15 protein-coding genes are annotated in these 21,040 nt (G+C 41.8%); 7 read left to right on the top strand and 8 right to left on the bottom strand.

Annotated features, from left to right (window positions below; all coding sequences use genetic code 11):
- Positions 1-5 precede the first annotated feature (5 nt).
- The 3 genes from ACYX4O_RS17850 to ACYX4O_RS17860 all read left to right on the top strand — a co-directional run bounded on the left by ACYX4O_RS17850 (position 6) and on the right by ACYX4O_RS17860 (position 4,469).
- A complete protein-coding gene (locus ACYX4O_RS17850; protein ID WP_476352781.1) occupies positions 6-953 on the top strand; it encodes a C40 family peptidase in 948 nt (315 codons plus the stop codon).
- Positions 950-1,975 carry an ABC transporter ATP-binding protein gene (locus ACYX4O_RS17855; RefSeq protein WP_476352783.1) on the top strand — a complete coding sequence of 342 codons (1,026 nt, stop codon included), beginning with the start codon at positions 950-952 and terminating at the stop codon, positions 1,973-1,975. Before ACYX4O_RS17850 ends, ACYX4O_RS17855 begins: the two co-directional genes overlap by 4 nt.
- Before the next feature lie 469 nt (positions 1,976-2,444).
- Positions 2,445-4,469: a methyl-accepting chemotaxis protein gene (locus ACYX4O_RS17860; protein ID WP_476352785.1), complete on the top strand. Its 2,025-nt coding sequence runs from the start codon at positions 2,445-2,447 to the stop codon at positions 4,467-4,469.
- A 192-nt stretch (positions 4,470-4,661) separates the two neighbouring features.
- On the opposite strand, the gene ACYX4O_RS17865 is transcribed toward ACYX4O_RS17860, so the two are convergent.
- The 7 genes from ACYX4O_RS17865 to ACYX4O_RS17895 form a co-directional block, all read right to left on the bottom strand.
- Complete coding sequence (locus ACYX4O_RS17865) at positions 4,662-5,630, bottom strand: LCP family glycopolymer transferase (RefSeq protein WP_476352787.1); 969 nt, start codon at positions 5,628-5,630, stop codon at positions 4,662-4,664.
- Positions 5,631-6,170: 540 nt separating this feature from the next.
- On the bottom strand, positions 6,171-7,511 hold the full coding sequence (locus tag ACYX4O_RS17870; RefSeq protein ID WP_476352789.1) for an efflux RND transporter periplasmic adaptor subunit: 1,341 nt from the start codon (positions 7,509-7,511) through the stop codon (positions 6,171-6,173).
- Positions 7,512-7,534: 23 nt separating this feature from the next.
- Positions 7,535-8,191: a hypothetical protein gene (locus tag ACYX4O_RS17875; protein WP_476352791.1), complete on the bottom strand. Its 657-nt coding sequence runs from the start codon at positions 8,189-8,191 to the stop codon at positions 7,535-7,537.
- 227 nt (positions 8,192-8,418) lie between these two features.
- The gene (locus ACYX4O_RS17880) at positions 8,419-9,348 is read right to left on the bottom strand and encodes a VanW family protein (protein WP_476357200.1); all 930 of its coding nucleotides are present in this window, start codon (positions 9,346-9,348) and stop codon (positions 8,419-8,421) included.
- 162 nt (positions 9,349-9,510) lie between these two features.
- On the bottom strand, positions 9,511-13,104 hold the full coding sequence (locus tag ACYX4O_RS17885; RefSeq protein ID WP_476352793.1) for a chitobiase/beta-hexosaminidase C-terminal domain-containing protein: 3,594 nt from the start codon (positions 13,102-13,104) through the stop codon (positions 9,511-9,513).
- A gap of 297 nt (positions 13,105-13,401) precedes the next feature.
- The gene (locus tag ACYX4O_RS17890; RefSeq protein ID WP_476352795.1) at positions 13,402-15,033 is read right to left on the bottom strand and encodes a M4 family metallopeptidase; all 1,632 of its coding nucleotides are present in this window, start codon (positions 15,031-15,033) and stop codon (positions 13,402-13,404) included.
- A gap of 285 nt (positions 15,034-15,318) precedes the next feature.
- Complete coding sequence (locus tag ACYX4O_RS17895) at positions 15,319-15,684, bottom strand: hypothetical protein (protein ID WP_476352797.1); 366 nt, start codon at positions 15,682-15,684, stop codon at positions 15,319-15,321.
- A gap of 302 nt (positions 15,685-15,986) precedes the next feature.
- On the opposite strand from ACYX4O_RS17895, the gene ACYX4O_RS17900 reads away from it, so the two are divergent.
- Both ACYX4O_RS17900 and ACYX4O_RS17905 read left to right on the top strand, forming a co-directional pair.
- Entirely contained in the window at positions 15,987-17,030 is a 1,044-nt protein-coding gene (locus ACYX4O_RS17900; RefSeq protein WP_476352799.1) for an SDR family NAD(P)-dependent oxidoreductase, read from the top strand.
- 17 nt (positions 17,031-17,047) lie between these two features.
- Positions 17,048-17,872 (top strand): alpha/beta fold hydrolase, encoded by an 825-nt coding sequence (locus tag ACYX4O_RS17905; RefSeq protein ID WP_476352801.1) that lies wholly within the window; start codon positions 17,048-17,050, stop codon positions 17,870-17,872.
- A 543-nt stretch (positions 17,873-18,415) separates the two neighbouring features.
- Here ACYX4O_RS17905 and ACYX4O_RS17910 read toward each other — a convergent pair.
- Positions 18,416-18,550, bottom strand: coding sequence for a hypothetical protein (locus tag ACYX4O_RS17910; RefSeq protein WP_476352803.1), 135 nt, complete (start codon positions 18,548-18,550; stop codon positions 18,416-18,418).
- A gap of 235 nt (positions 18,551-18,785) precedes the next feature.
- Between ACYX4O_RS17910 and ACYX4O_RS17915 the strand changes: the two genes are divergently transcribed.
- Together ACYX4O_RS17915 and galU are read left to right on the top strand one after the other, a co-directional pair.
- On the top strand, positions 18,786-19,910 hold the full coding sequence (locus ACYX4O_RS17915; RefSeq protein WP_476352805.1) for an acyltransferase: 1,125 nt from the start codon (positions 18,786-18,788) through the stop codon (positions 19,908-19,910).
- A 102-nt stretch (positions 19,911-20,012) separates the two neighbouring features.
- The gene (gene galU / locus ACYX4O_RS17920) at positions 20,013-20,894 is read left to right on the top strand and encodes a UTP--glucose-1-phosphate uridylyltransferase GalU (RefSeq protein ID WP_036783118.1); all 882 of its coding nucleotides are present in this window, start codon (positions 20,013-20,015) and stop codon (positions 20,892-20,894) included.
- The last annotated feature ends 146 nt before the right edge of the window (positions 20,895-21,040 follow it).

Here is a 21,040-nt window from a genome sequence, read left to right on the forward strand (position 1 = left end):
TCCAAATGAGTCAAGAGACAGTAACGAGTACAACATGGGTCGTCCAAGTACCCGTAGCAACAGTTTGGACATCCCCAGAATCCCCACGAGAAATTGATGCACCAGGCATTTCAAACCCAATAGACCTACAACAGTGGCACACCAGTTTAACGTACGAGCCAAGGCTTGCCTTAAGTGACGAAAACTTAATTCAATCCCAGCTTTTATATGGCGAAGAAGTTTTATTAGTAGATATCCAAGGAGAATGGGCACACATTATCGTTCCAACCCAACCCTCTAGAAAAGATGAGCGGGGCTACCCTGGTTGGGTCCCTCTCACCCAATTAAGAGAACTCCCAAGTGAGTCATGGACAGGTAATGGAGTAGCCGTTGTGAAAACAAGACAAGCCACGTTATACGATCCATATAAAGAACCATTCCTCGATGTGAGTTATTTAACGACACTTCCGGTTCAAACAAAAGAAAAAGATTTCGTTGGCGTTTTAAGTCCACACGGAGGTGGTTATTTCTCTGTTGATGAAGTCGCCGTCTACCCTTCGCTTGAAGACATTCCAAAAGGGACAGGTGAAGATATCTTGAAATCTGGCGAGGTATTTGTCGATCTTCCGTACTTCTGGGGTGGCATGAGTTCGTTTGGTTATGACTGTTCAGGCTTCACCTACAATATGCACAAAGCGCAAGGGTACGAAATCCCTCGTGACGCACATGATCAAGCCGAAAGTGGCAAAAAAGTCGACCTTGATCACTTACAGCCGGGTGACTTGCTGTTCTTTGCCTATGATGATGGCAAAGGAAAGTTACACCACGTTGGCCTTTACTACGGAGATGGCAAAATGCTTCACTCCCCTAACACAGGCAAAAACATTGAGATCATTGATCTTAAAGACACGATCTATGAAAAAGAACTGTGCAGCGCGCGCCGCTATTGGGAGGAGAAAGAGGAAAACGTATGAAAAACGAAGCAATCTTACAAGTAAAAGATATTAAAAAGCACTTTGATCTTGGCCGCGGACAAGTACTGAAAGCGGTAGATGGTATTAGTTTTGACATCTACAACGGAGAAACATTTGGCCTTGTTGGAGAATCAGGTTGCGGGAAATCAACGGCGGGACGAACCATTATGGGGCTGTATAATAGTACGGACGGCGAAGTTCTCTATAATGGGAAAAACGTTCATGAACTGCAAGGTAAAGAAGAATTTGAACTTAAGCGTAACATGCAAATGATCTTCCAGGATCCGTATGCGTCTTTAAATCCCCGTTCAACAGTCGCTGAAATTATCGCAGAACCACTAGAAGTTCACGGTATTTATAAAGATCAGAAGGAAAAAATGAAGCGCATCTATGAGCTTCTTGAAGAGGTCGGCTTAACACGCGATCACGCCAACCGATACCCTCATGAATTTAGCGGAGGACAACGACAGCGAATTGGTATCGCACGAGCGCTTGCACTAGACCCTGAAATTATTATCGCCGACGAACCCATTTCAGCACTTGATGTTTCCGTTCAGGCGCAGGTGGTGAATCTACTAGAAAAGCTTCAAAAAGAAAAAGGATTAACGTATCTCTTTATTGCCCATGACCTGTCGATGGTTCAGCACATTTCCGACCGCATCGGCGTCATGTACCTCGGCAATATGGTAGAACTAACAGATGCTGAGGAACTTTATAAAAACCCGCTTCACCCATACACGAAAGCCCTCCTCTCCGCTGTCCCGATACCGGACCCTGATATCGAGGACGAACGAGAGCAGATCGTTATAGAAGGTGAACTGCCAAGCCCCATTAATCCGCCAAGCGGCTGCGTGTTCCGTACCCGTTGCCCAATGGCCATGGAAGCTTGCGCTGAAATCGTACCAAAATGGCAACAAGTCACGAAGAACCACTACGTGGCGTGCCACCTCTACAACGAAGACATCGAAGACAAAACTCCAATCAACGACACAAAAGGCGGCATGAAAGTAAACATCCGCTAATTCAAAAACCGGCTTCCTTAAAAGGAAGCCGGTTTTTTCATGCCCTCTCGCTTTACCAAACTAAAGAGTGCCAGACACCATGTTTCGCTCTAAAGCACTAAAGGGTGTCAGGCATGTTGCCTCGCGCTAAAGCATTAAAGGGTGCCAGGCACCCTTCACTTCTCTATCAGAGTGATGTACGAATCGTTTATTAAAAGTTTTATCTGTTTATGTTAAAACATTCCTGATATGTTCCGATAAACAATAAGTCGGTCATTGTTCCTAGGTATGAGTATTCAGCTTACCTTTAACAAGTCCTATCACTCTTTGAATAATAGGAGGATAACCATTAACTACAAATCAGATTTAGAACCACTTAGCAAAGAGGAAATTGAACAATTGTTACGAGAGTTGTGTACACCAGATGAATGACTCCATGTAGAATCAACATCTTCTTAACTTCGATACATACACCGTCAGGAGGCCAAACTTGAAGAAATTAATAAAAGCAAGAAAATTTAAACTGAACACTGTAAAATCAAAGATGATTATTGTAATGTCCCTTTTAGCCATCGTTCCTCTTCTTACGTTAGGGCTTTTCACCATAACAAAAACACAAGCTATTATTAAGGAGGAGGTAAAGGATTCTTCTCTCCAAGTTGTTAGGGAAGTAGACAATGGTCTGAATAACCTTTTTGAAGGAATTGAAGGACAAATGAATTTAATGGCTAACAACATAAATTTTACCGACTATTATAGCAATGAAAATAATCGTACTTACGCTTCCTATCTATTAGATGGGACACGTGAGACAAGAGAAGATTATAAGCATGTTTATTTTGCAACAGACCGCGGGGAATTGCTCATGGCCCCTAAAGAAGCTACCTCTTCTCTACCAGATAACTTCGATCCAACCAGTCGTCCCTGGTACAAACATGCCGTCGAACAGCAAGGGGAGCTTATTATTGGGGAACCTTATCAAGATGAGTCATCGGGAAATACAATCGTTACACTATCCAAATCAGTTGAAAAAGAGGGTAAGATTGCCGGAGTAATTGGGATCGATATCAACCTAACCGATATCGCGAAAATGACAGAAGATATCGTCATCGGGCATGACGGTTATGTAGTTCTCGTTGACAGAAACGGACAATTGATCACACACCCTGACTCCTCATTAATTGGGTCGGATACCCTTAAAGAGATCGGGCTATGGGATCACCTCAGTCAAAACGAAGAAGGAACAAAAGAGTATACCTATAACGACGAAAATAAGGCTTCTGTTTTTACAACGAATGAAGTGACAGGTTGGAAAGTTCTGTCCACGCTAGAAAACAGCGAATTTGCACAACGAACGAGTAGCATAAAAACCATTACGCTTGTCATGTGCATCGTGTTTATCATCATTGCATTGCTGACAGCTTGGATTGTCAGTCAAAAAATCTCCAAAAATATTAACAAAGTGCGAAGTTCTTTTAAACGAGCAGCTCAAGGGGACTTAACTACTCGTGTATCCCTTAAAGCAAATGACGAATTTAAAGATTTAGAACAGAGTTTTAATGAAATGATGGACGATTTATCTAGTTCCTTACGTTCAGTAGAAAACTCTTCTAATACAACACTAGAAACTGCTACGTATCTCTCAACTATAACCACAGAGACGTCCGCCTCCATTACGCAGGTGGCTTCTGCCATTGGAGATGTAGCTGAAGGAGCGTCGTCTCAAGCTGAGAATTCTCAAAAGAGCTCTGAAGAAATGAGCGAGTTATCCGACCAACTGGACCAAATAGCTGACGCTACAGAGGAAATGAATCAAGTTAGCAAACACTCCGCCGATCTGGGAAGCAATGGACTTAAACAGGTTGAAATTCTGACTCAAAAATCTCAAGAAACAAAAGATTCCTCTCAAACAGTAGGATCAATTGTCCAAGAGATTGATACGAATATGCAAGAGATAAATGCATTTGTCACCACTATTTCAAACATCACAGAACAAACGAATTTGTTAGCTTTAAACGCCTCAATAGAAGCTGCCCGAGCTGGTGAACACGGCAAAGGTTTCGCGGTCGTAGCTGAAGAGGTACGTAAATTAGCAGAAGAATCTAAAGCATCAGCCAATCAAGTAACTAGCATCATTGAGAAGATTCAAACCGTTGTGAAACAAGCAGTTCAAGCTGTAGGAGAGACAAACGGGATCGTAGAGGACCAAGAAGAAGCCGTCAAACAAACGAAAACCATCTTCTCCGATATTGTTACTGCCTTAAACGGAGTCGCTAATCAAGCCCATACCGTAAAAGAAGCCGTAATTATAAGCCAAGAAAATAAAGAAGCCGTGCTTGGCGAAATACAAAACATATCAGCACTATCGCAGCAAACCGCGTCCTCGTCAGAAGAAGTATCCGCTTCATCTGAAGAAATATCAGCTACAATGGAAGAATTCGCTAGACACGCAACAGGCTTACAAGATCTATCTCAACAACTAGACCAAGAAATGAAAAAATTTCATTTCAACTAAACAAAAAACGCCGTTACCCCTTTACCACTGTAAAGAACCCCCGGGTGCCAGACACCCTTTATGGCTTTAAAGCAACACATGGTGTCTGGCACCCTGCACTGCATCACCGCGAGAATGCAAGCTCTTCTTCACAAATGAGAACGATAGACTAAAAAAGTGATGCCTAGATTGTTCGGCATCACTTTTTTTGAATTAATTATCTTCTTGTCCATCTACTCCAAGGTGTTCTTGTAGTGTGTTGGTATGGTCATTCAATTCCTGCTCAGATGGCAAGTAGTACCACAACTTTCCTATATACTCACCAGTCCCTTGCTCAAATCTCATTTGATCGATATTATGCTGCATTCCTTTATACCGTTTTTGGATGCTTACCATCTCTTCAAATGTTAGGTTCGTCTTAATGGTCTCACCTACCGCATCAAATAGACTATCGAATTTCCACATCGATTGAACGCGGGCACCTTTATCAATAACCGCTTGAATGATTTGCTTCTGGCGATCTTGTCGTCCAAAGTCACCGCGAGGATCTGCATAACGAATTCGTGTGTAGGTCAACGCTTCTTCACCGTTTAGCGTTATTTCCCCTTTAGAGAAGGAATTCCCATTCTCAGAAAGCTCATAAGGATTGTCCACTGTAACACCGCCTACAGCATCGACGATCTTCTGAAACCCTTGCATGTTCACTTTCACATAATAATCAATCGGGATATCAAGAAACTGTTCGACGGTATCGACAGCCATTGATACTTGCCCGTGCGCATAGGCGTGATTAATCTTTTCAACCGTTCCTCGCCCAGCAATCTCTGTCCTTGTATCACGAGGAATGCTTAACATCTTAATAGACTCTTTAGCTGGATTTACCGTCAACACGATCATCGTATCCGATCGACCTGAATCATTTTCCCTCTCATCAACTCCTAGTAATAAAAGAGAAAATGGAGGTGCGTCTTTCACATCATCTTTCTTTGAGACCACATCCACACGCTTGTCCGTGTCCCCCTCCAAGGGTTCGTACACTTGATCCATCGTAGTTTGAAAAGATTGATAGATTGAATAAGCATAAACCAATCCCCCTACAATGAGGACAGCTAAAATAATCATGCTAATTTTAAATAAACGGCTTTTTTTCTTCTTTTTCTTTCGATCTTGCCTGCTACTCACTCTTTTGCTCGCCCCTTCTTGAAACCACTATCTCTCCACATTTTACCATAGAAACACTGGTTCTTGAGATTCCTATTATTTCCTTAATGAAAAACTTGTTATGATTTGCTTATTTCTAGGCTCAAATTTTTTTCTACTGAAATTTTACTATAACAAATTTATAAAGAACAACTAACCCCGCACTAAAACTGTTTAAAAAATCCTTTAGAAGAAAGTAAAAACAATTATCTTTGAACCCTCAACAAATCTAGAACAACAACGTATTATATAGTCGTAGCCAATTGACTCCCTTAAGCACCTGGAAATACTCACCGTCTTAACAGGACTAAGGATGAAATAGTCAGAGTGCCCTGACTATAAGAGTCTCAATTGCTATTGCTGTTGCTGAAGCCGACCTTTTCATAACTTTAGGTCGGCTTCTTCTTCCATCGAGCACTTTAACACATTAAAGGATGAACGCGTGCCTGGCACCCTTTACTATAGTAAAGCAAAAAAGCAAAAATAACGGCCATTACATATGTAACGGCCGCCTTTTAAATGCTATCTCATGAGTAGACCCATTTTGGCGTATTCCCACATAACGCCTTTGTTTAAGGACTTCACGTCTGTCCAATCTAATCGCTCGGCTTGAAGCGATGTAAGGAATAAAGTGTCTTCGTAGAATTCTTCATTGGGTTCATCCGCTACCCATTCTTCGAGCGTTAAACCTTCCTGAACTTCTTGTAGGTTGTACTCATCCATGCCTAGTGACAAATAGCGTTTCTCCACTAATCCAAGATCATTCATCACCCATGCGTAAGGACCTTCCACAACACCCTCTTCTTTCACTTGCTCAACTTCTTCCGCGTCATCTGGTCCATCCTCTTGCACTTCTTCACTTTCTTCTTCTAGCACTTCATCTTCTAACTTCTGATCAGACACAAAATCTTCCATGCCGTCGATCGGTAGATGAATCCAATTTTGATAAACGGTTATGGCATCTTGTACTTCTTCAATCGTTAGATAAACCGTACTATGATATCCTGGTAAAACCCCGTCAATCGATTCATTCACCTCTACCACGTACGGATAAGAACTGTCCCCTAGCTCACTTGAACCTTCGATTGGGAATTCATCAGTTGCCCCCACCTGACCCTCCCAAGACTGTTCGAGCTTTTCTATTGTTCCACGTGCCTTCATACCTTCTTGAATATCCACCCTGTTCTGCTCATCAATATCACCAGCCAATATTAACTGATCCGAACGAGCAATGGTAACAGCAGGGTCTTCAAGCGTATGATCCAGTTCCTTAACTGTTCCATCAACGAGACTAGATACCTCAATAACCTGGCCATATTCTTCTATTTCATCCAGCTGGTCCTCAAGCGCCTCAAGCTGCGCTTCTTTTAACGCTAAATCTTTCTCTGCCTCTGCTTCAGCATGATCTTTGTTCACTTCAGCATCTGCAAATGCACGAGCGTCAGGCTCTTCTGTATCAGGTACTTCAATATCTTCAACGTCATCGACATAGTCCTCTAATGCATCTACTTCTTCTTCTAATCCAGAGATTTGGCTTTCAAGCTGAGTCACGGTCCCCCAATAATCTCTAATTACATACTCGAAAAGCGGGTCTCCAAGCTCAACCTCTTCCCCTTCTTCTACTAGAAATTGCTTGAAGCTTCCAAGGTCTTTATCGAAATACACATGTTCTTCAGAAGAAGGCTGAAAAACGCCTTCCTCAGCAATAGCATTTTCTAAATTAGCGGTAAATGGCGTATCCCATTTTGATATGTAAGACTTCCGTTCAACCTCATCTTCTGATAATACGACTAAAATGATATTCGCTATTACCAATAAAGCCGTGGTCAAACACAACGTCCACACCTTTGTTTTTGTCTTCATTTCAAAACCTCGCGATTCCTATGTTATAGAAAATATACATCAACGTGCGCGATTGCGGCCGTCGCAGACCAATAAATCATATGTAACATAATAACTAGAAGCCATGCTTGCCATCTCTTCCACTTCGTAAAGTAATGAACGGCTTTAATTTGAAACCAAACGATCCAAAGTTGAACCAGTGAAATCGCACCAAAGAAATAAATAATCCACGGAATGTCTGTGAAGTAAGATGTAATTATGCCAAACGAAATTGGAGATACATACCAATCAAGTCCAGTATTTACAATCAGTACAATCCATAAGATCCTCTCTATTAAAAGTATCGTTAAAATAGGAAGGTGCATCGCTATTAGTTTTCGATAAGGAATTCCTGTGAACATCCATAGTAAGAACGGACTTCCAAACAAAATCAGAATCGCGAAAATCAATCCAAATAATGCTCGTCCAAACAAAAAGAATAGTTTCCGAACTTCATAGTCTTCGAATGTAAGAGAAGTCGCCCGAGTAGAGATCACATCCATTCCAAGTCCAAACCAGGCACTACTTATGTAAACGGTCATAGTAAGAAATATGAAAAGAAAAACGCGGCGCCAAAGATGGTCTACTTTCTCAGCATGATACATACGTGAAAAAGTATTTTCGCGCCTGAAAAATAAAGGTGCCACACGAACTTGATACATCAACCTCATCCTTTGTTTAAATTCGAAGATACATTTTCTGATAGATGATATGTAAAATATGGCATACATCATCATGTACCATATTTTATCACAACTAAAGCTCACTTTTATAGATGGCGATTGTAATATATTTTATATTTCAACAATTCCCGACCTAAAGCAACGATTCACATAAAAATTTCCTCGGAAATACTCATATTTCCGAGGTGAGGTTCTATGACATTTCCCTATTCATTTGCCCCTTTGTCCAGGTCATCAGTATGAATTTCGTCTGGAAGTTCTCTAGAGGCATCCGGTATGTCCCTCGGTTTCACATCTACCCCACTTGCTGAGTAGATCACGATGCGCAACGTGCCACCAATCACATTGGACCGAATTAAAAGGGGTTCATTATAGTTGTTTTTAAAGGTAAAATCAGGCCCCCACCAGCTAACAGTGGCATCCCTTCCAGGGGGCACATATGGTACTTGCTTACTATGAGAATAACGCTCCACAATCTTAATTCTTGCATGATCAACAGCATTAAAAAGAGTAGAGGAAACCTGGCAAATGCCTCCTCCTATCCCTTCTGTTATCTCACCTTTTACAATGACGGGCGCAGGCTTATATCCTTTTTCCTTTGTCCGTTTACCAACAACCTCGTTAAATGAAAAGACTTCATTTGGGAACACGACATGGTTATCAATTGCGTCAGAGGATAGCTTTATATTGTGCGTTCTTTCTTCATTGTTGGAATTAAAATACGTAGCATACTGTCCAATTTGCTGCGTACGAATGTGTGCAACCAACTCACTGTCTACTTTAGGATGAACGGTCATCATAGGAATGCTGACCTTCTTTTGGTCAGGCTTATACAATGCCTTAATGAATTCAACCCGGAACTTCTCCTGGTACAAATTAGACCCAAACTTACCTGGCACAATCTCTCCCATTTTCCCAATCTTCGCGTTCACAGGTGGTTTCTCCACTTGTTCGCTAAGCTCGCGGCTGAGCTTCTCCACAGCCTCAAGATTCACAAAAGGCATCCCGACTACATGTACAAATTCATCAACCTGAACCCTGTCTAGCTCTTCACCCTTATGAACAATAGAAACCGATGATCCATCCCCCGCTTCCATTCCCCCTCCAAACAATAAAGATAAACTTAATAAGGCCATTTTCATATCCATACCCTCCTGCTGATAGTATGGATAACGAAGCTCCATTTCATGTGCCAAACTCATGCCTTTGCCACTGCACTGAACTAAAGCGTGCCTGGCACCCTTTAGTTTGCTAAAGGAAAAACGAAGAGCTGAAGGGGGCTCTTCGTTTTGAAGTAATTATTGGATTTGGAATGATAAAGCGTTGTTCTTCTCTGCGCCTTCGATCGAAATAGAGTACGTACCAGGCTGAATATCTTCCCATGTGGGGATAATTAGTTTGTTTCCATTTACAGAAACCTCAACAGGAAGGACCTCTCCGTTTTCATTTAGAAGTTGAACAGAATAGTTTTCAAGAAGCTTCTTCTTTCCTTTTGATTTTCCATTCTTCTTACCCCAGTTTTTATCATTTCCAAAAGCCATTAAAACCGTCTGCTTTTCTTTATGACCCGCTTCATCTGTAAGAGTCACCCGAGCTACGCCTTGGCTTCTTGTGGATAAATCACCTTTACGCGTAACGTAGCCAACCGGTTTCTTCATAACTCTCCACTCTTGTTGCAACATAGTTGCTTCAGCAGCTTCCCTTAAATCCATCTGAACCAGCACTGGATCGTGGTCACTCACTCGCCCTTGCTCTTCGGTAAAGTCAGCGTTCAGGTGAACGATATCCACTTTTGTTTGGTCTTTCAAATGGTCCGCAACTAAAATGTGATCAAGAGTTTGTGAATTACCTTGATAGTTATACGTATAACGCTCATTCTCTGGAAGCTCCTCGATCATATTCGCCAAAATATCCCCTTCAAGCACTTCAAGCGGTGCTGAATCTTCAAAGTCATTTAGGTCACCAAGAACAACAACATTTGCGTCCTGATCTTGCTCTAACACATCCCTTACAAAACCGTTTACGACTTCTGCTTGTTGTAGACGTTGCTCTTCACTTCCTAATTGAGGAGGCTGGATACTGCCAAATGGAGCATCATCGCCACCTTTAGAGTTGAAGTGGTTCGCGACCACGATGACATTCTCTCCATTAAATTCGAATTCAGCAGCTAGTGGTTTACGCGAATCAGCAAACGCTTCATTTGTCGGATCAATACGACCTGGGTTTAGCGTCAGATTCCCTTCTTCTGTCACTCCTACATCCGTTGTAGCGTCCCCTTTAGGATGATCCGTTAATGAAACACGATCTGGGTTATAAATAAATCCAACTCGTATATTGCCATCTGGCTCTCCACCATCTTGATTGTTCACAGGAGCAATATCAGTGTACTCGTATTCAGGTCCACCGTTCTCTTTAATTGCCTCAATAAGCGCTTTGTAGTTTTCACTTGCATCGGTATCGCCTTCACCAGCTCCGTTGTTATCCTGTACTTCTACAAGACCAACAATATCAGGAGCATCCAAGCGATTGACGATTGATTCAGCAACTTCGTCCGTTTTCTCCGGGTTGTCAGAATCCGTGGCATAATAGTTTTCCATGTTATAAGTCGCTACCGATAGCTTTTCTTCATCTTCCTGAAGGGTTGTCGTTTCACGCTCAAAATCACTTGGAACAACTTCCGGCAGTCCATCCACTTCAAGCTTATAATTGCTAAACTCATATCCAAGCACACCTGTTACCGGACTTCTAAAGGTATCTCCCACTTTAACCGGAGCCATCTCCTGACTATAATCATCAATGATAATACGCTCTGGATTCAGGCTTGGTTCTACGATAATTCCACCAGCCGGCGTGCGTACTTTATCCGAACCATCCGGAACGGTAACAGCCGTCTCATCATAGTTTGTGTATTCCGCTCGTGGCATTACAACTGTAGCATCTGGTGCTGAAACGCGCATGCCTTCTAAGCTTTCATAAAAATCAATCGCATCATCTGACGGGTCAAATACCGAGAACTGATCGTTGTCGATGACGTTATAAGGGATTTCACGACCATCTTCTCCTAAAATAACAGCCTCAGGGAGTTCTACGCCGCTTTCTTCAACGCTCACGCTTGCCTCAGTAATCTTTGTAAGCGTTAGATCATCTGAAAAGTCGAACCATAGGAAATTATCTTGTGTATCTTCTTTTACCTCTCCAGAAACATAAACTCGGTCACCAACTTCTACATTCGAAGCTCCAACACTATTAACATAAATCCCTTCAGACGTTTTCAAATCCTCATCAACTTGCTCCGGCAGCTCTTGCATATAGAACCCATTATCGCCAGTCGTTCTAGTCACAATTCCTTCAACCCCAGATACATTTACTCCAGCATATAAAGATTTATGTGTAGCCCCTTGAATATCATGAATCCGAACGTCACCATCAGCTTTAAGCACCTGATAGGAATACGTTACAACAGAAGACGTTCCTTCATAGCCAATCTGAACGGCCTTAATCGTTGTGTCTTCTGTAATCGTAATCGGGCCTGTGTATTTCGTACTATCCGAAGTTGGTTCCGAGCCATCCGTTGTATAATAAATGTCACCTTCACTAAATGCCGACAAGGTAACTGTTGAACCTGCTTGTATTCCCCCTGAACCTGGCATAGCTTGGATGGCGTCTGCCGTTCCGTTTGAGACAAATTGAAGGTCCTCAGCGCCACGAGGTTTTACTTGAAACGTTCCATCAAATTCAGAAGAAATGCCCGTAACAGTTAACTCCATACCTTCTACATAACGAAAATCGTCATAAGAGTACCCTGTCCGGTTATCAACTCGAACTAGAACACTCTCCCCATTTTTACTTGCTATAAATTCAAGAGTTCCATAGCTGTTAGCCTCTTCAATTTGACTAATCGTTACGCCCTCTAGCTTTACGAGACTCCCTTGATTACCTTCTGATACCTCAGATGGAGAAACCAATTGCGGAGCTGGTAGTTCACTTATATCTTTCACACTCAAGTTAGATACGTTTACAAGTTCAAAGACACCATCGTACTCCGTTGTGTCCCCTGTAATTTGAATAACATCTCCTTTTTGAATGTCCTCATTGTTATATAGATCCTGGTATACGTAAATACCTGCAGTCTCGTCTTGTAAGTAAAACCCTTCTTTTCCCCAAGAACCAAGATCAGACGTGACAACTCCTTCAATCGTTACATCTGTTTGCCCTATTCCTCCTGTTCGAACGTCAGCGATAGACGTAATGGAAACAGCTTCATCTGTCTGATCCTCATCACCCGGTTCTTCTCCGTCTGAAGAGTCCACCCCATCCATCGTGTGAGTGCCTAGATAGTCAGCCGTGTCTTGGGCAAAAGATTCCCACTCATTACTAATATCGATGGCATCATCAAAATTTCGGTCTCCAGTAGTAACAGATGACTGACGGACTAAGGTTACATCCTTAGCAAAGTCACTGCCCTCTCCAAGTTGACCGAACGAATCTACGATCTCCCCGTTATAAAATAGCGCGTATCCATCATTCCCATTGTGATTAATGGAACCACTTGTTTGGTCCGCTACATTTAAGAAAGCAGCGGAAGCCTGATTATTTACGATCGTATACGTTTCACCAGGAGCCACTTCACCCGTTAAACCAATCGATTGACCATTAGTACCTCCATTTGAAAACCGTTGCAGATCAAATTGACTTAAATCAACCGCCTGGCTTGTCCCATTAAAGAGCTCAATGGCTTTGTTAAGACTGCTACCTTCTACATATTCAGAAATAATTAGTCCGTCTGTTTGAACCTCTTCCCCACTCACAACAGCAGCAGGTGTAAGTCCCCCAATTGTCAACGCCATTGCCGATGCTAAGCTTAACCCTTTCTTCACACTACGGTTCTTCACATCCCCATCTCCCTTGTCATAATAATTGATCCCAACCACAATTTAACAGCAAAACATTTACCGCATGTAAAAAATCACTAAATACTAGCAAAATAAGACAAAATCCTTACCCCAAATTCCACTCTCCCCCCTCTAAAGAACTACACCGTACTAAGAACGCATCACCTCTTTAAAGCAAAGCAGGGTGCCAGACACCCTGCAGTTCTCTAAAGCACAACAGCGTGCCAGACACCCTTCACTCCTTTACTTCGTTAAAAAAAACGGACTCGCTATTTGCGAGTCCGTTCGTTTGGTTGTTTAGTAGACTCCTACGTTATCCCAGGCGGAAGCGACAGAGTTGACTGTTGTTGAGTCATATAGATCTTGTGCTGATTGAATCAAAGCCTGACGGGCGTCCGTGAATGTGCTGTTTGGTGTTAAGTAAACTGTAAGCGCACGATAGTAGATCTTCTCAGCTTTCGACTGCCCAATAGAGTTGATCGTATAGTAAGCAGCTTTGTTCGGGATACCACTGTTGATGTGAACTCCGCCCCAGTCACCTTGCTCGGTGTTTGGCAAGTCTTGATAATCGTCCATATGAGCCGGTTGGTCATATTGAGTTGGATTGGACATACTGCGCAACGCATCTCCTGGAACGCCTGGCGTATAGACATCTTCACCCATTAACCAATCTTCATTATCGACGAAGTAACCAAATACATCTGAGAAGGATTCATTTAGTGCACCTGACTGATTTTCATAGACAAGTTCAGCTGTTGTATCCGTCACAGCATGCGTTAGTTCGTGAGCGACAATATCGTCCGCTCCAGAAAGATACGTAAATGTTGACCCATCTCCATCACCGTAGATCATCTGGTTTCCAACCCACGCTGCATTATTGTAGTTGTTTCCAAAGTGAACAGAAGACACAATATCAGCGCCATTGCCGTCATAACTCTCACGGTTGAAGGTATCATAGTAATAATCAAATACTTCCCCTGCATAATAGTGCGCATCTACGGCTGCTTTCTGGCGCTCGCTGTAGAATGTATTACCAGAATCAGTTACATAATTACCCGGTAAACTATATTGCCCTCCGTTATTATTGTCGTAAGTGGAGATGACCCCACTCATTGGCTTCGTTTCATCATATAAGTAATACGTACTGTTTGCATAATATGTATTAAGGGACTTCTGATCACCTAACACACCAGTTCCACTCCCAGTAGCTTCATGAACTTTATTCATTGCCTTTTCAATTGAACCGTCCTCCGCGTTCACCCAAATTTGCCAGTTCCCTGGAGTTGGCTCAGCAAATTGAAGCTGTACATGGTAAGCCAGTGTATACTCCCCATCTTTAGGAAGCACAACAAGCTCTGACTTTTCCGTTAAATTGTTAAAAGCCTTTCCTTCTGGAGATTTCTTCTTCACATCTGCTTCTGAGCGTTCCACATCAATTTGACTCCACGCTGCATCTAGCGCCTCTTTCTTATTCAATTCACGCTGCTGTTTAATCTTTTCAGGAGCATCAGGGTGAAACTCCCCATTAATCGCCGCAACCTCACCTTGTTGATCCACGTGAACAATCACACGAGATTGATCAATCGGGACATTATGTACAACTGGCTGATAAACATAATGCTTCATGCCAAGTTCATCAGTTTTTACATCCTTAAGTTCTAGTTGAGACTTAGGATTTTTCTTAAATACATCCTTGTTTTCTTTGAAAAATGTATCTACATCTTGCTTACTATTAATTTTTTGCGTTGATAGTTTACCAGAGATAAAAGAGGGACCCTTCTTTAAAGCCGATTGGTCCAATTGAATGTTTGCTTCTGGTTTCAGCTTCCAAGCCGGATCTGCTTCTGCATTCACTGAAGCTCCACTACCGACAAGTAATCCTGCACTTAATGTGACCGCTCCTGCGATTGTTTTCCAATGTTGTTTCATCGTTCCTTCATCTCCCTTTTCTATAGAATCTACCTTTATTGTATCGGACGATTCTATTAAAATCTTTGAGAAAACAAAGACTGAAAATCAAATTCAGTTCCTATGTTGGAGAACCATTTTCTCAAAATATGACGAAAGAACTAGAAACGTGTCGCAAGAATTAATTTCTAACGAAAAAGGAGGCAAACGAACCGAACAAAACGTACGTTCGTTATCCCTTATTTAGAAATTAAAAAAGGTACGAGTCACATCCAACTGACTCGTACCTTTTCATTCCTATTTTGATCAATCCCATTCTTTAATAAAGGCTGGAACCCGCATTGAATCAAGAACGTTTTTCCTCTTATCCCAAGACTGAAATTCTCCAATAAGATGGCCTCTTTGTATAACCTTACACTCTAATATGTATAATGCTTTGTCTCCCTTAGTCTCTAAAATAAGATCCGTATCACCCAAACGCAAGTGATAATCATGAAGAACAACACCCACATATTCATGACGTTTATGCTCTGTGCTCTCATGATTCAACACCATTTCAGCAACTTCTTCTACTTTCATTTTACTGTAGGCAGCGTGATCCTCTAGCCTTTGTTTCACCTTTCCAGCGGTATCTTTCGCCCAGTTTTTAATGTTATCTGTTAATGAATTCATTTGCTTCAACCCCTTCCCAATTTCTATCTATCTTTCCCTCATTCAATGAATATTACCCTCATTTTAATAAAAGTTGACCCCCTTCTATCACGATTAGGCCGACCTCTTATAAGGTTCAATCATTCCACATAAATCCCCCACATTTTAACTATAGTGGTAGCAAAACATGAGCGTACACATTTTTTTCACAGATCCTTACCGACATCTATGTTATGGTTAGAGAAGGAATAAGAATATAAAATATTTATAAATTGAATGAACCATAATAATACAAAGAAAAGCAACGAAGGAGATAAGCCAACATGAATATCTTATTAACAGGGGCGACTGGTTTTTTAGGTAAACAACTTACCCTACGATTACTTGATGAAGGACATTCGGTTTATGCGATTGCACGCAATCCACGAAAAGCAGGCAGCCTTATACAAGCCGTTCCAGAAGAGGTCCAAGCCAATCTTTCCATTATTGAAGGCGACCTCACTCAAGATAAAGCTGGCGTCAGTACTGAAGATCTATCCTTTTTAATGAACAAAATTGATACGATCTACCACAGTGCAGCCTACCTATCGTTTGATGATAGCGAAAGAGACAAAACATTTCATATTAATGTAAACGGAACCAAGAATATGCTTGAACTAGCCCAGGAGATCAACGCTCAACACTTCTCCTATATTAGTACAGCCTACACCCTTGGAACGAAACTGTACGCAAAAGAAGAGCTTCACCCTGTAGATCAGGAATTTGTAAACCCGTACGAAGAAAGTAAATGCCACGCTGAGCATCTTGTGTGGGAGTATAAAGATGCCCTCAACGTCAATATATTTCGCCCATCTATCATCATTGGCGACTCAGAAACGGGAGAAGCAGACACAAGTTTTGCCTTATACGGGGTGATTAGAGGACTCGAGATTCTTAAGAAACGTACCGATCGCAAGAAGGATCAACAGGAGAAAGTATACAAATTTCTTTGCACGGAAGAAACGTCACAAAACTTTATCCCGGTTGATTACGTTGTAGACGTCTTAACGGCAGCCCTTAACACACCTGAACCAAACCAAATTTACCACATTACAAATCCAAACCCACCAACCAATCGATTGCTATTTGACATGGTAAAAGAGAAATTAGACTTTCCGAACATTGAAATGGTTCCTTCTGATTACGAAGGAGAGCTTTCAAAGGAAGAATTAAAATTTAACGAACCGATGAAGGTATTCCGCCCTTATTGGAACAAGTTGCTTACGTTTGATGATACAAATACTCAAAGCCTACTTCGCAAAAATGGGATGGCCCACCTCGATATGGACATCAATATGATTGAACGCATCCTTTATGGAAATAGATAAAAAGAAATGAGGAACTTATGGGGATACTCCACGATTCAAGTTTAAGCTACAAGACCTACGTAACGGACTCTTCAAAAGATTGGGTCGTGTTTTTACACGGCCTCGGTGGAAATTGGAACATCTTCCACAAGCAAATTGACTATTTTAAAGATCATTTCAATTTACTATTTATCGACCTACCCGGTCACGGAAAGAGCCCTTTTCTAAAGGCGAGGGAAAATTTATTACCCTATACAGCAAAAAAGGTTCTGACTCTTATGGACAACCTTTCCATATCATCGGCTCACTTTCTTGGCGTCTCTCTTGGGACCATCATCATGCAATCGATCGCGATGACGAAACCTCATCGTATAAAATCAATGACACTAGCAGGAGCAGCCGGGAAATGGTTGAAATGGGGAGAACTATTAGGAAGGGTGACGATATCATTCCCATTCAGTCACCTCCTTCCTTATATGGTACCCTTTAAAATCTTCGCCTATATCGTTCTACCAAAGCCAAATCACAGCAAATCAAGGAATATATTTATACGCGAAGCAAAGAAGCTCGGTAGATATGCTTACCTCAGCTGGGCGAACGTCATTCGCAATTCATATAAGACCTATGAACGCCTTAAGAATAAAACAAATCACATCCCAAAACTCTACGTTTCTGGTGATGAAGACCATATGTTTATACAAGGAATCACGAACCATGTAAAACGAGAATCCCTTGCCAAGCTTCACATCATCCAGAAATGCGGACACGTCTGCAACCTAGAAAAAGCAGCCGAATTCAACCAAGTCGCCTTCACCTTCATCAGCCGAATCTCAGCAGAATCTGCCTATGGTGAGATATCTTAAGACTCGAAGCTGAGACACGTTAGAACGGATTGGGCCATTATGATGCTTGGGAGCTAGGGGTGTCAGGGGAACGACTCGCTTTCCGCGGGCGAGCTGTCGAGCCTCCTCGGGAAAACCACCTGCGGGGTCTCGTCTACCTCTTTCTCCCGCAGGAGTCTCCCCGTTCCCCTGCCACCCCTTACGAGACGTTGTAGAATGGCCCCACAGCTTTAGCATATCAAAATAAACAGCAATCCTGGTTCGTTATGTGGTATGTTCCCGTTTTTCTAAATATGGCAAAGGTGGTTCGGGAAATTGCGAGACTCCTGCGGCATTAGGAGCCTAGGGAAGACCCCGCAGAGAGCGAAGCGAACGAGGAGGCTTCCCAGCTCGCCGCGGAAAGCGAGTGATTTCCCGAACCACCTTACACACAATCAGGCTAACGGGAACATTCTCTCAAGTATCGATTTCCCATATAAGAGCACTCATATGGATCAAATAAAAAAGGTAGAGATGCACTCAGCATCTCTACCTTTTCTATGTATTGATCAAACGTTTGATCAACTACTCAGCCACCACTGAATTTTGCAAGCGCTGCTTCATAAGTTCAATGATATCGTGTGCATTCGTTTCTGATGATCCTTCTGTTCGCTGGATCACTTCTCTCATTAATTCAATCCATTGAGATTGTTCACTCACCTTCAAAAACCCCTCACCGTTTTACATAATATGTATAATATATCACACATTGTCGTAAAAGCGTAATAGAAATTGTCAAAAGGACACATTTGATGGTTGATAATGGGGTATAGTTTCACATCCGAACGAGATCTACGAACAGACCACCTCCTAAAATTCCCCATAGATTTTTTTCCATTGAATCTATACACTAGGGAATGAAGATTAACCTTTAATAGATTGGATTTGAAAAAGAATGCGTAACAAAAAAATACTATCCATTTCCTTTATACGTTTATTCGCTATGCTTTGTGTAGTGCTTGTACACGCAACAGGGACGTACATTAGCACTCTACCAGAGGGCGGAGACGCATTTCAGAAATATCATTTTCTAAACCGAATTGTACGAATTGAAGCAAGTTTATTTATCTTTATGACGGGCCTTGTGTTTTTCTATCGCTATTATGCACAAGAAATGACCAAAGAGGTCCTAAAACGTTTTTACAAAAGACGCGTTACATTTATTGTAATCCCGTACCTCATGTGGGCAGTCTTTTATGAAGTGTATGGATTATATATAGGATACCGAGACCTGGCTCCATTGCAGTCCCTGATCCGTATTCTAGAAGGGGATTCTTATTATCACCTTCATTTTATTTTCCTAATCGTACAGTTCTATCTGGTGTTACCACTCCTTGTATGGTTTTCCCAAAAGATCAAATGGTTCAGGAACTATATGTGGCTCATCGGAGGAATTATTCACTTAGCGTTCTTCCTGCTGAAGGTGAACGTTGATTGGATTACCTACCCAGTGTTCTTAAGCTTAATCGGACCATTTCTATTAGGTGGTTGGGTTGGCATTAACTACGATAAAGAAAAGGCAAAATCTAAGAGCAAGTGGACCTTACCAATCGGAATATTTGCAGGAATAGCAGGAGCAGTAGCTGTCCGGATCCATTATCATATGTATATGACGGGTACATTGGTAATTCCTCCATTTCTAGGGAACTTACCACGGTTTGTGTATTTAATGGTAGGAGCTTATGTCATCTTCAGGATTGCCGAACGTTTAAGTGAACGATTATCCAAACCTAAATTGGATTTCGTTAATCACGTAGCCAGCTACTCATTTGGCTATTACCTTATCCATCCATTTGTATTAAAAGAGGTGGCCAGATGGGTTCCGACACATTCTAACTACTTGTTTCATTTGGAGATCGGTGCACGATATATTCTAACGGTTGGAATCTGTTATGTGATCATCCGGATCTTCCATCAGTTCATTCCATTTAGCCAAATTGTGTTCGGGAAGCTACCTGCTCTGCCTAAGAAAGCGCAACAAGGCAAAAGTGTAGAGCAAAGTTATACTTCTTCATCCTGATAGAAAGAAGACAGTAAGACTATCTATTAGGGAATAATTGGTGTTTAACCCACTTTAGTAGTATAATAGACCAATCATATGAGTAAAAAGGAGAGTAAAGGCATGACCATTAAAAAAGCCATTATTCCAGCGGCTGGATTAGGAACGCGCTTCTTGCCCGCTACGAAAGCTATGCCAAAAGAAATGCTTCCGATCGTGGATAAACCAACCATTCAATATATTGTAGAAGAAGCGATTGAATCCGGAATTGAAGACATCATTATCGTAACCGGTAAGGGAAAGCGTGCCATTGAAGATCACTTTGACCATGCCGTTGAGCTTGAAGATAATTTGATGACAAAAGGCAAACTTGACCTTCTTGAAGAAGTGAAGCAATCTTCAAAGGTAGAAATTCACTACATCCGTCAGAAGGAACCTAAAGGACTTGGACACGCTGTTTGGTGTGCGCGTAAATTCATCGGCGATGAACCATTTGCTGTTCTGCTTGGTGACGACATTGTCCGTTCGGAAACACCTTGCTTAAAGCAAATGATCGACCAATACGAAGAAACCCGTTCCTCTATTGTTGGGGTTAAGTCTGTCCCTGACGAAGAAACGCATCGCTACGGTATTATTGATCCTGATGGGCAAACAAACAATAACCTCCACCACGTGCGTAAATTCGTAGAGAAACCAGCACAGGGAGAGGCACCATCGAACCTTGCCATTATGGGACGCTACATTTTAACACCAGAGATTATGAGGTTCCTAGAAAAGCAAGAATACGGAGCAGGAAACGAAATTCAACTAACAGATGCTATTCAACATTTAAATGAAATTCATCGCGTATTTGCCTATGAATTTGAAGGACGCCGTTATGATGTTGGAGAGAAGTTAGGTTTTATTAAGACAACAATCGAACTCGCACTTGAACGCGGAGAACTACAACCGGAATTACTGAAGTTTATGGAAGAACTCGTTCAAGAAAAAAGCGTAAAATCCTAACACACCAGAAAATGAATTAGAGCAATCAGTTTAGCTGATTGTTCTTTTTCGTGTACCAAAAGCCTTCCAGCTTAATCCGTTAACCCGAACAATTCGAAGCATGAATCGCTCGCTTTTCGGGAATGATTCACTATTAAGATAGATAG

It is taken from the genome of Pontibacillus sp. ABV4_188 (genome assembly GCF_056311905.1).

Excerpts from the sequence above, each read along its gene's own strand:
- ACYX4O_RS17850 (WP_476352781.1), top strand. The coding sequence starts at position 6 with ATGAGTCAAGAGACAGTAACGAGTACAACATGGGTCGTCCAAGTACCC.
- ACYX4O_RS17855 (WP_476352783.1), top strand. The coding sequence starts at position 950 with ATGAAAAACGAAGCAATCTTACAAGTAAAAGATATTAAAAAGCACTTT.
- ACYX4O_RS17870 (WP_476352789.1), bottom strand. The coding sequence starts at position 7,511 with ATGAAGACAAAAACAAAGGTGTGGACGTTGTGTTTGACCACGGCTTTA.
- ACYX4O_RS17875 (WP_476352791.1), bottom strand. The coding sequence starts at position 8,191 with ATGTATCAAGTTCGTGTGGCACCTTTATTTTTCAGGCGCGAAAATACT.
- ACYX4O_RS17880 (WP_476357200.1), bottom strand. The coding sequence starts at position 9,348 with ATGGCCTTATTAAGTTTATCTTTATTGTTTGGAGGGGGAATGGAAGCG.
- ACYX4O_RS17890 (WP_476352795.1), bottom strand. The coding sequence starts at position 15,033 with ATGAAACAACATTGGAAAACAATCGCAGGAGCGGTCACATTAAGTGCA.
- ACYX4O_RS17895 (WP_476352797.1), bottom strand. The coding sequence starts at position 15,684 with ATGAATTCATTAACAGATAACATTAAAAACTGGGCGAAAGATACCGCT.
- ACYX4O_RS17900 (WP_476352799.1), top strand. The coding sequence starts at position 15,987 with ATGAATATCTTATTAACAGGGGCGACTGGTTTTTTAGGTAAACAACTT.
- ACYX4O_RS17905 (WP_476352801.1), top strand. The coding sequence starts at position 17,048 with ATGGGGATACTCCACGATTCAAGTTTAAGCTACAAGACCTACGTAACG.
- ACYX4O_RS17915 (WP_476352805.1), top strand. The coding sequence starts at position 18,786 with ATGCGTAACAAAAAAATACTATCCATTTCCTTTATACGTTTATTCGCT.
- galU (WP_036783118.1), top strand. The coding sequence starts at position 20,013 with ATGACCATTAAAAAAGCCATTATTCCAGCGGCTGGATTAGGAACGCGC.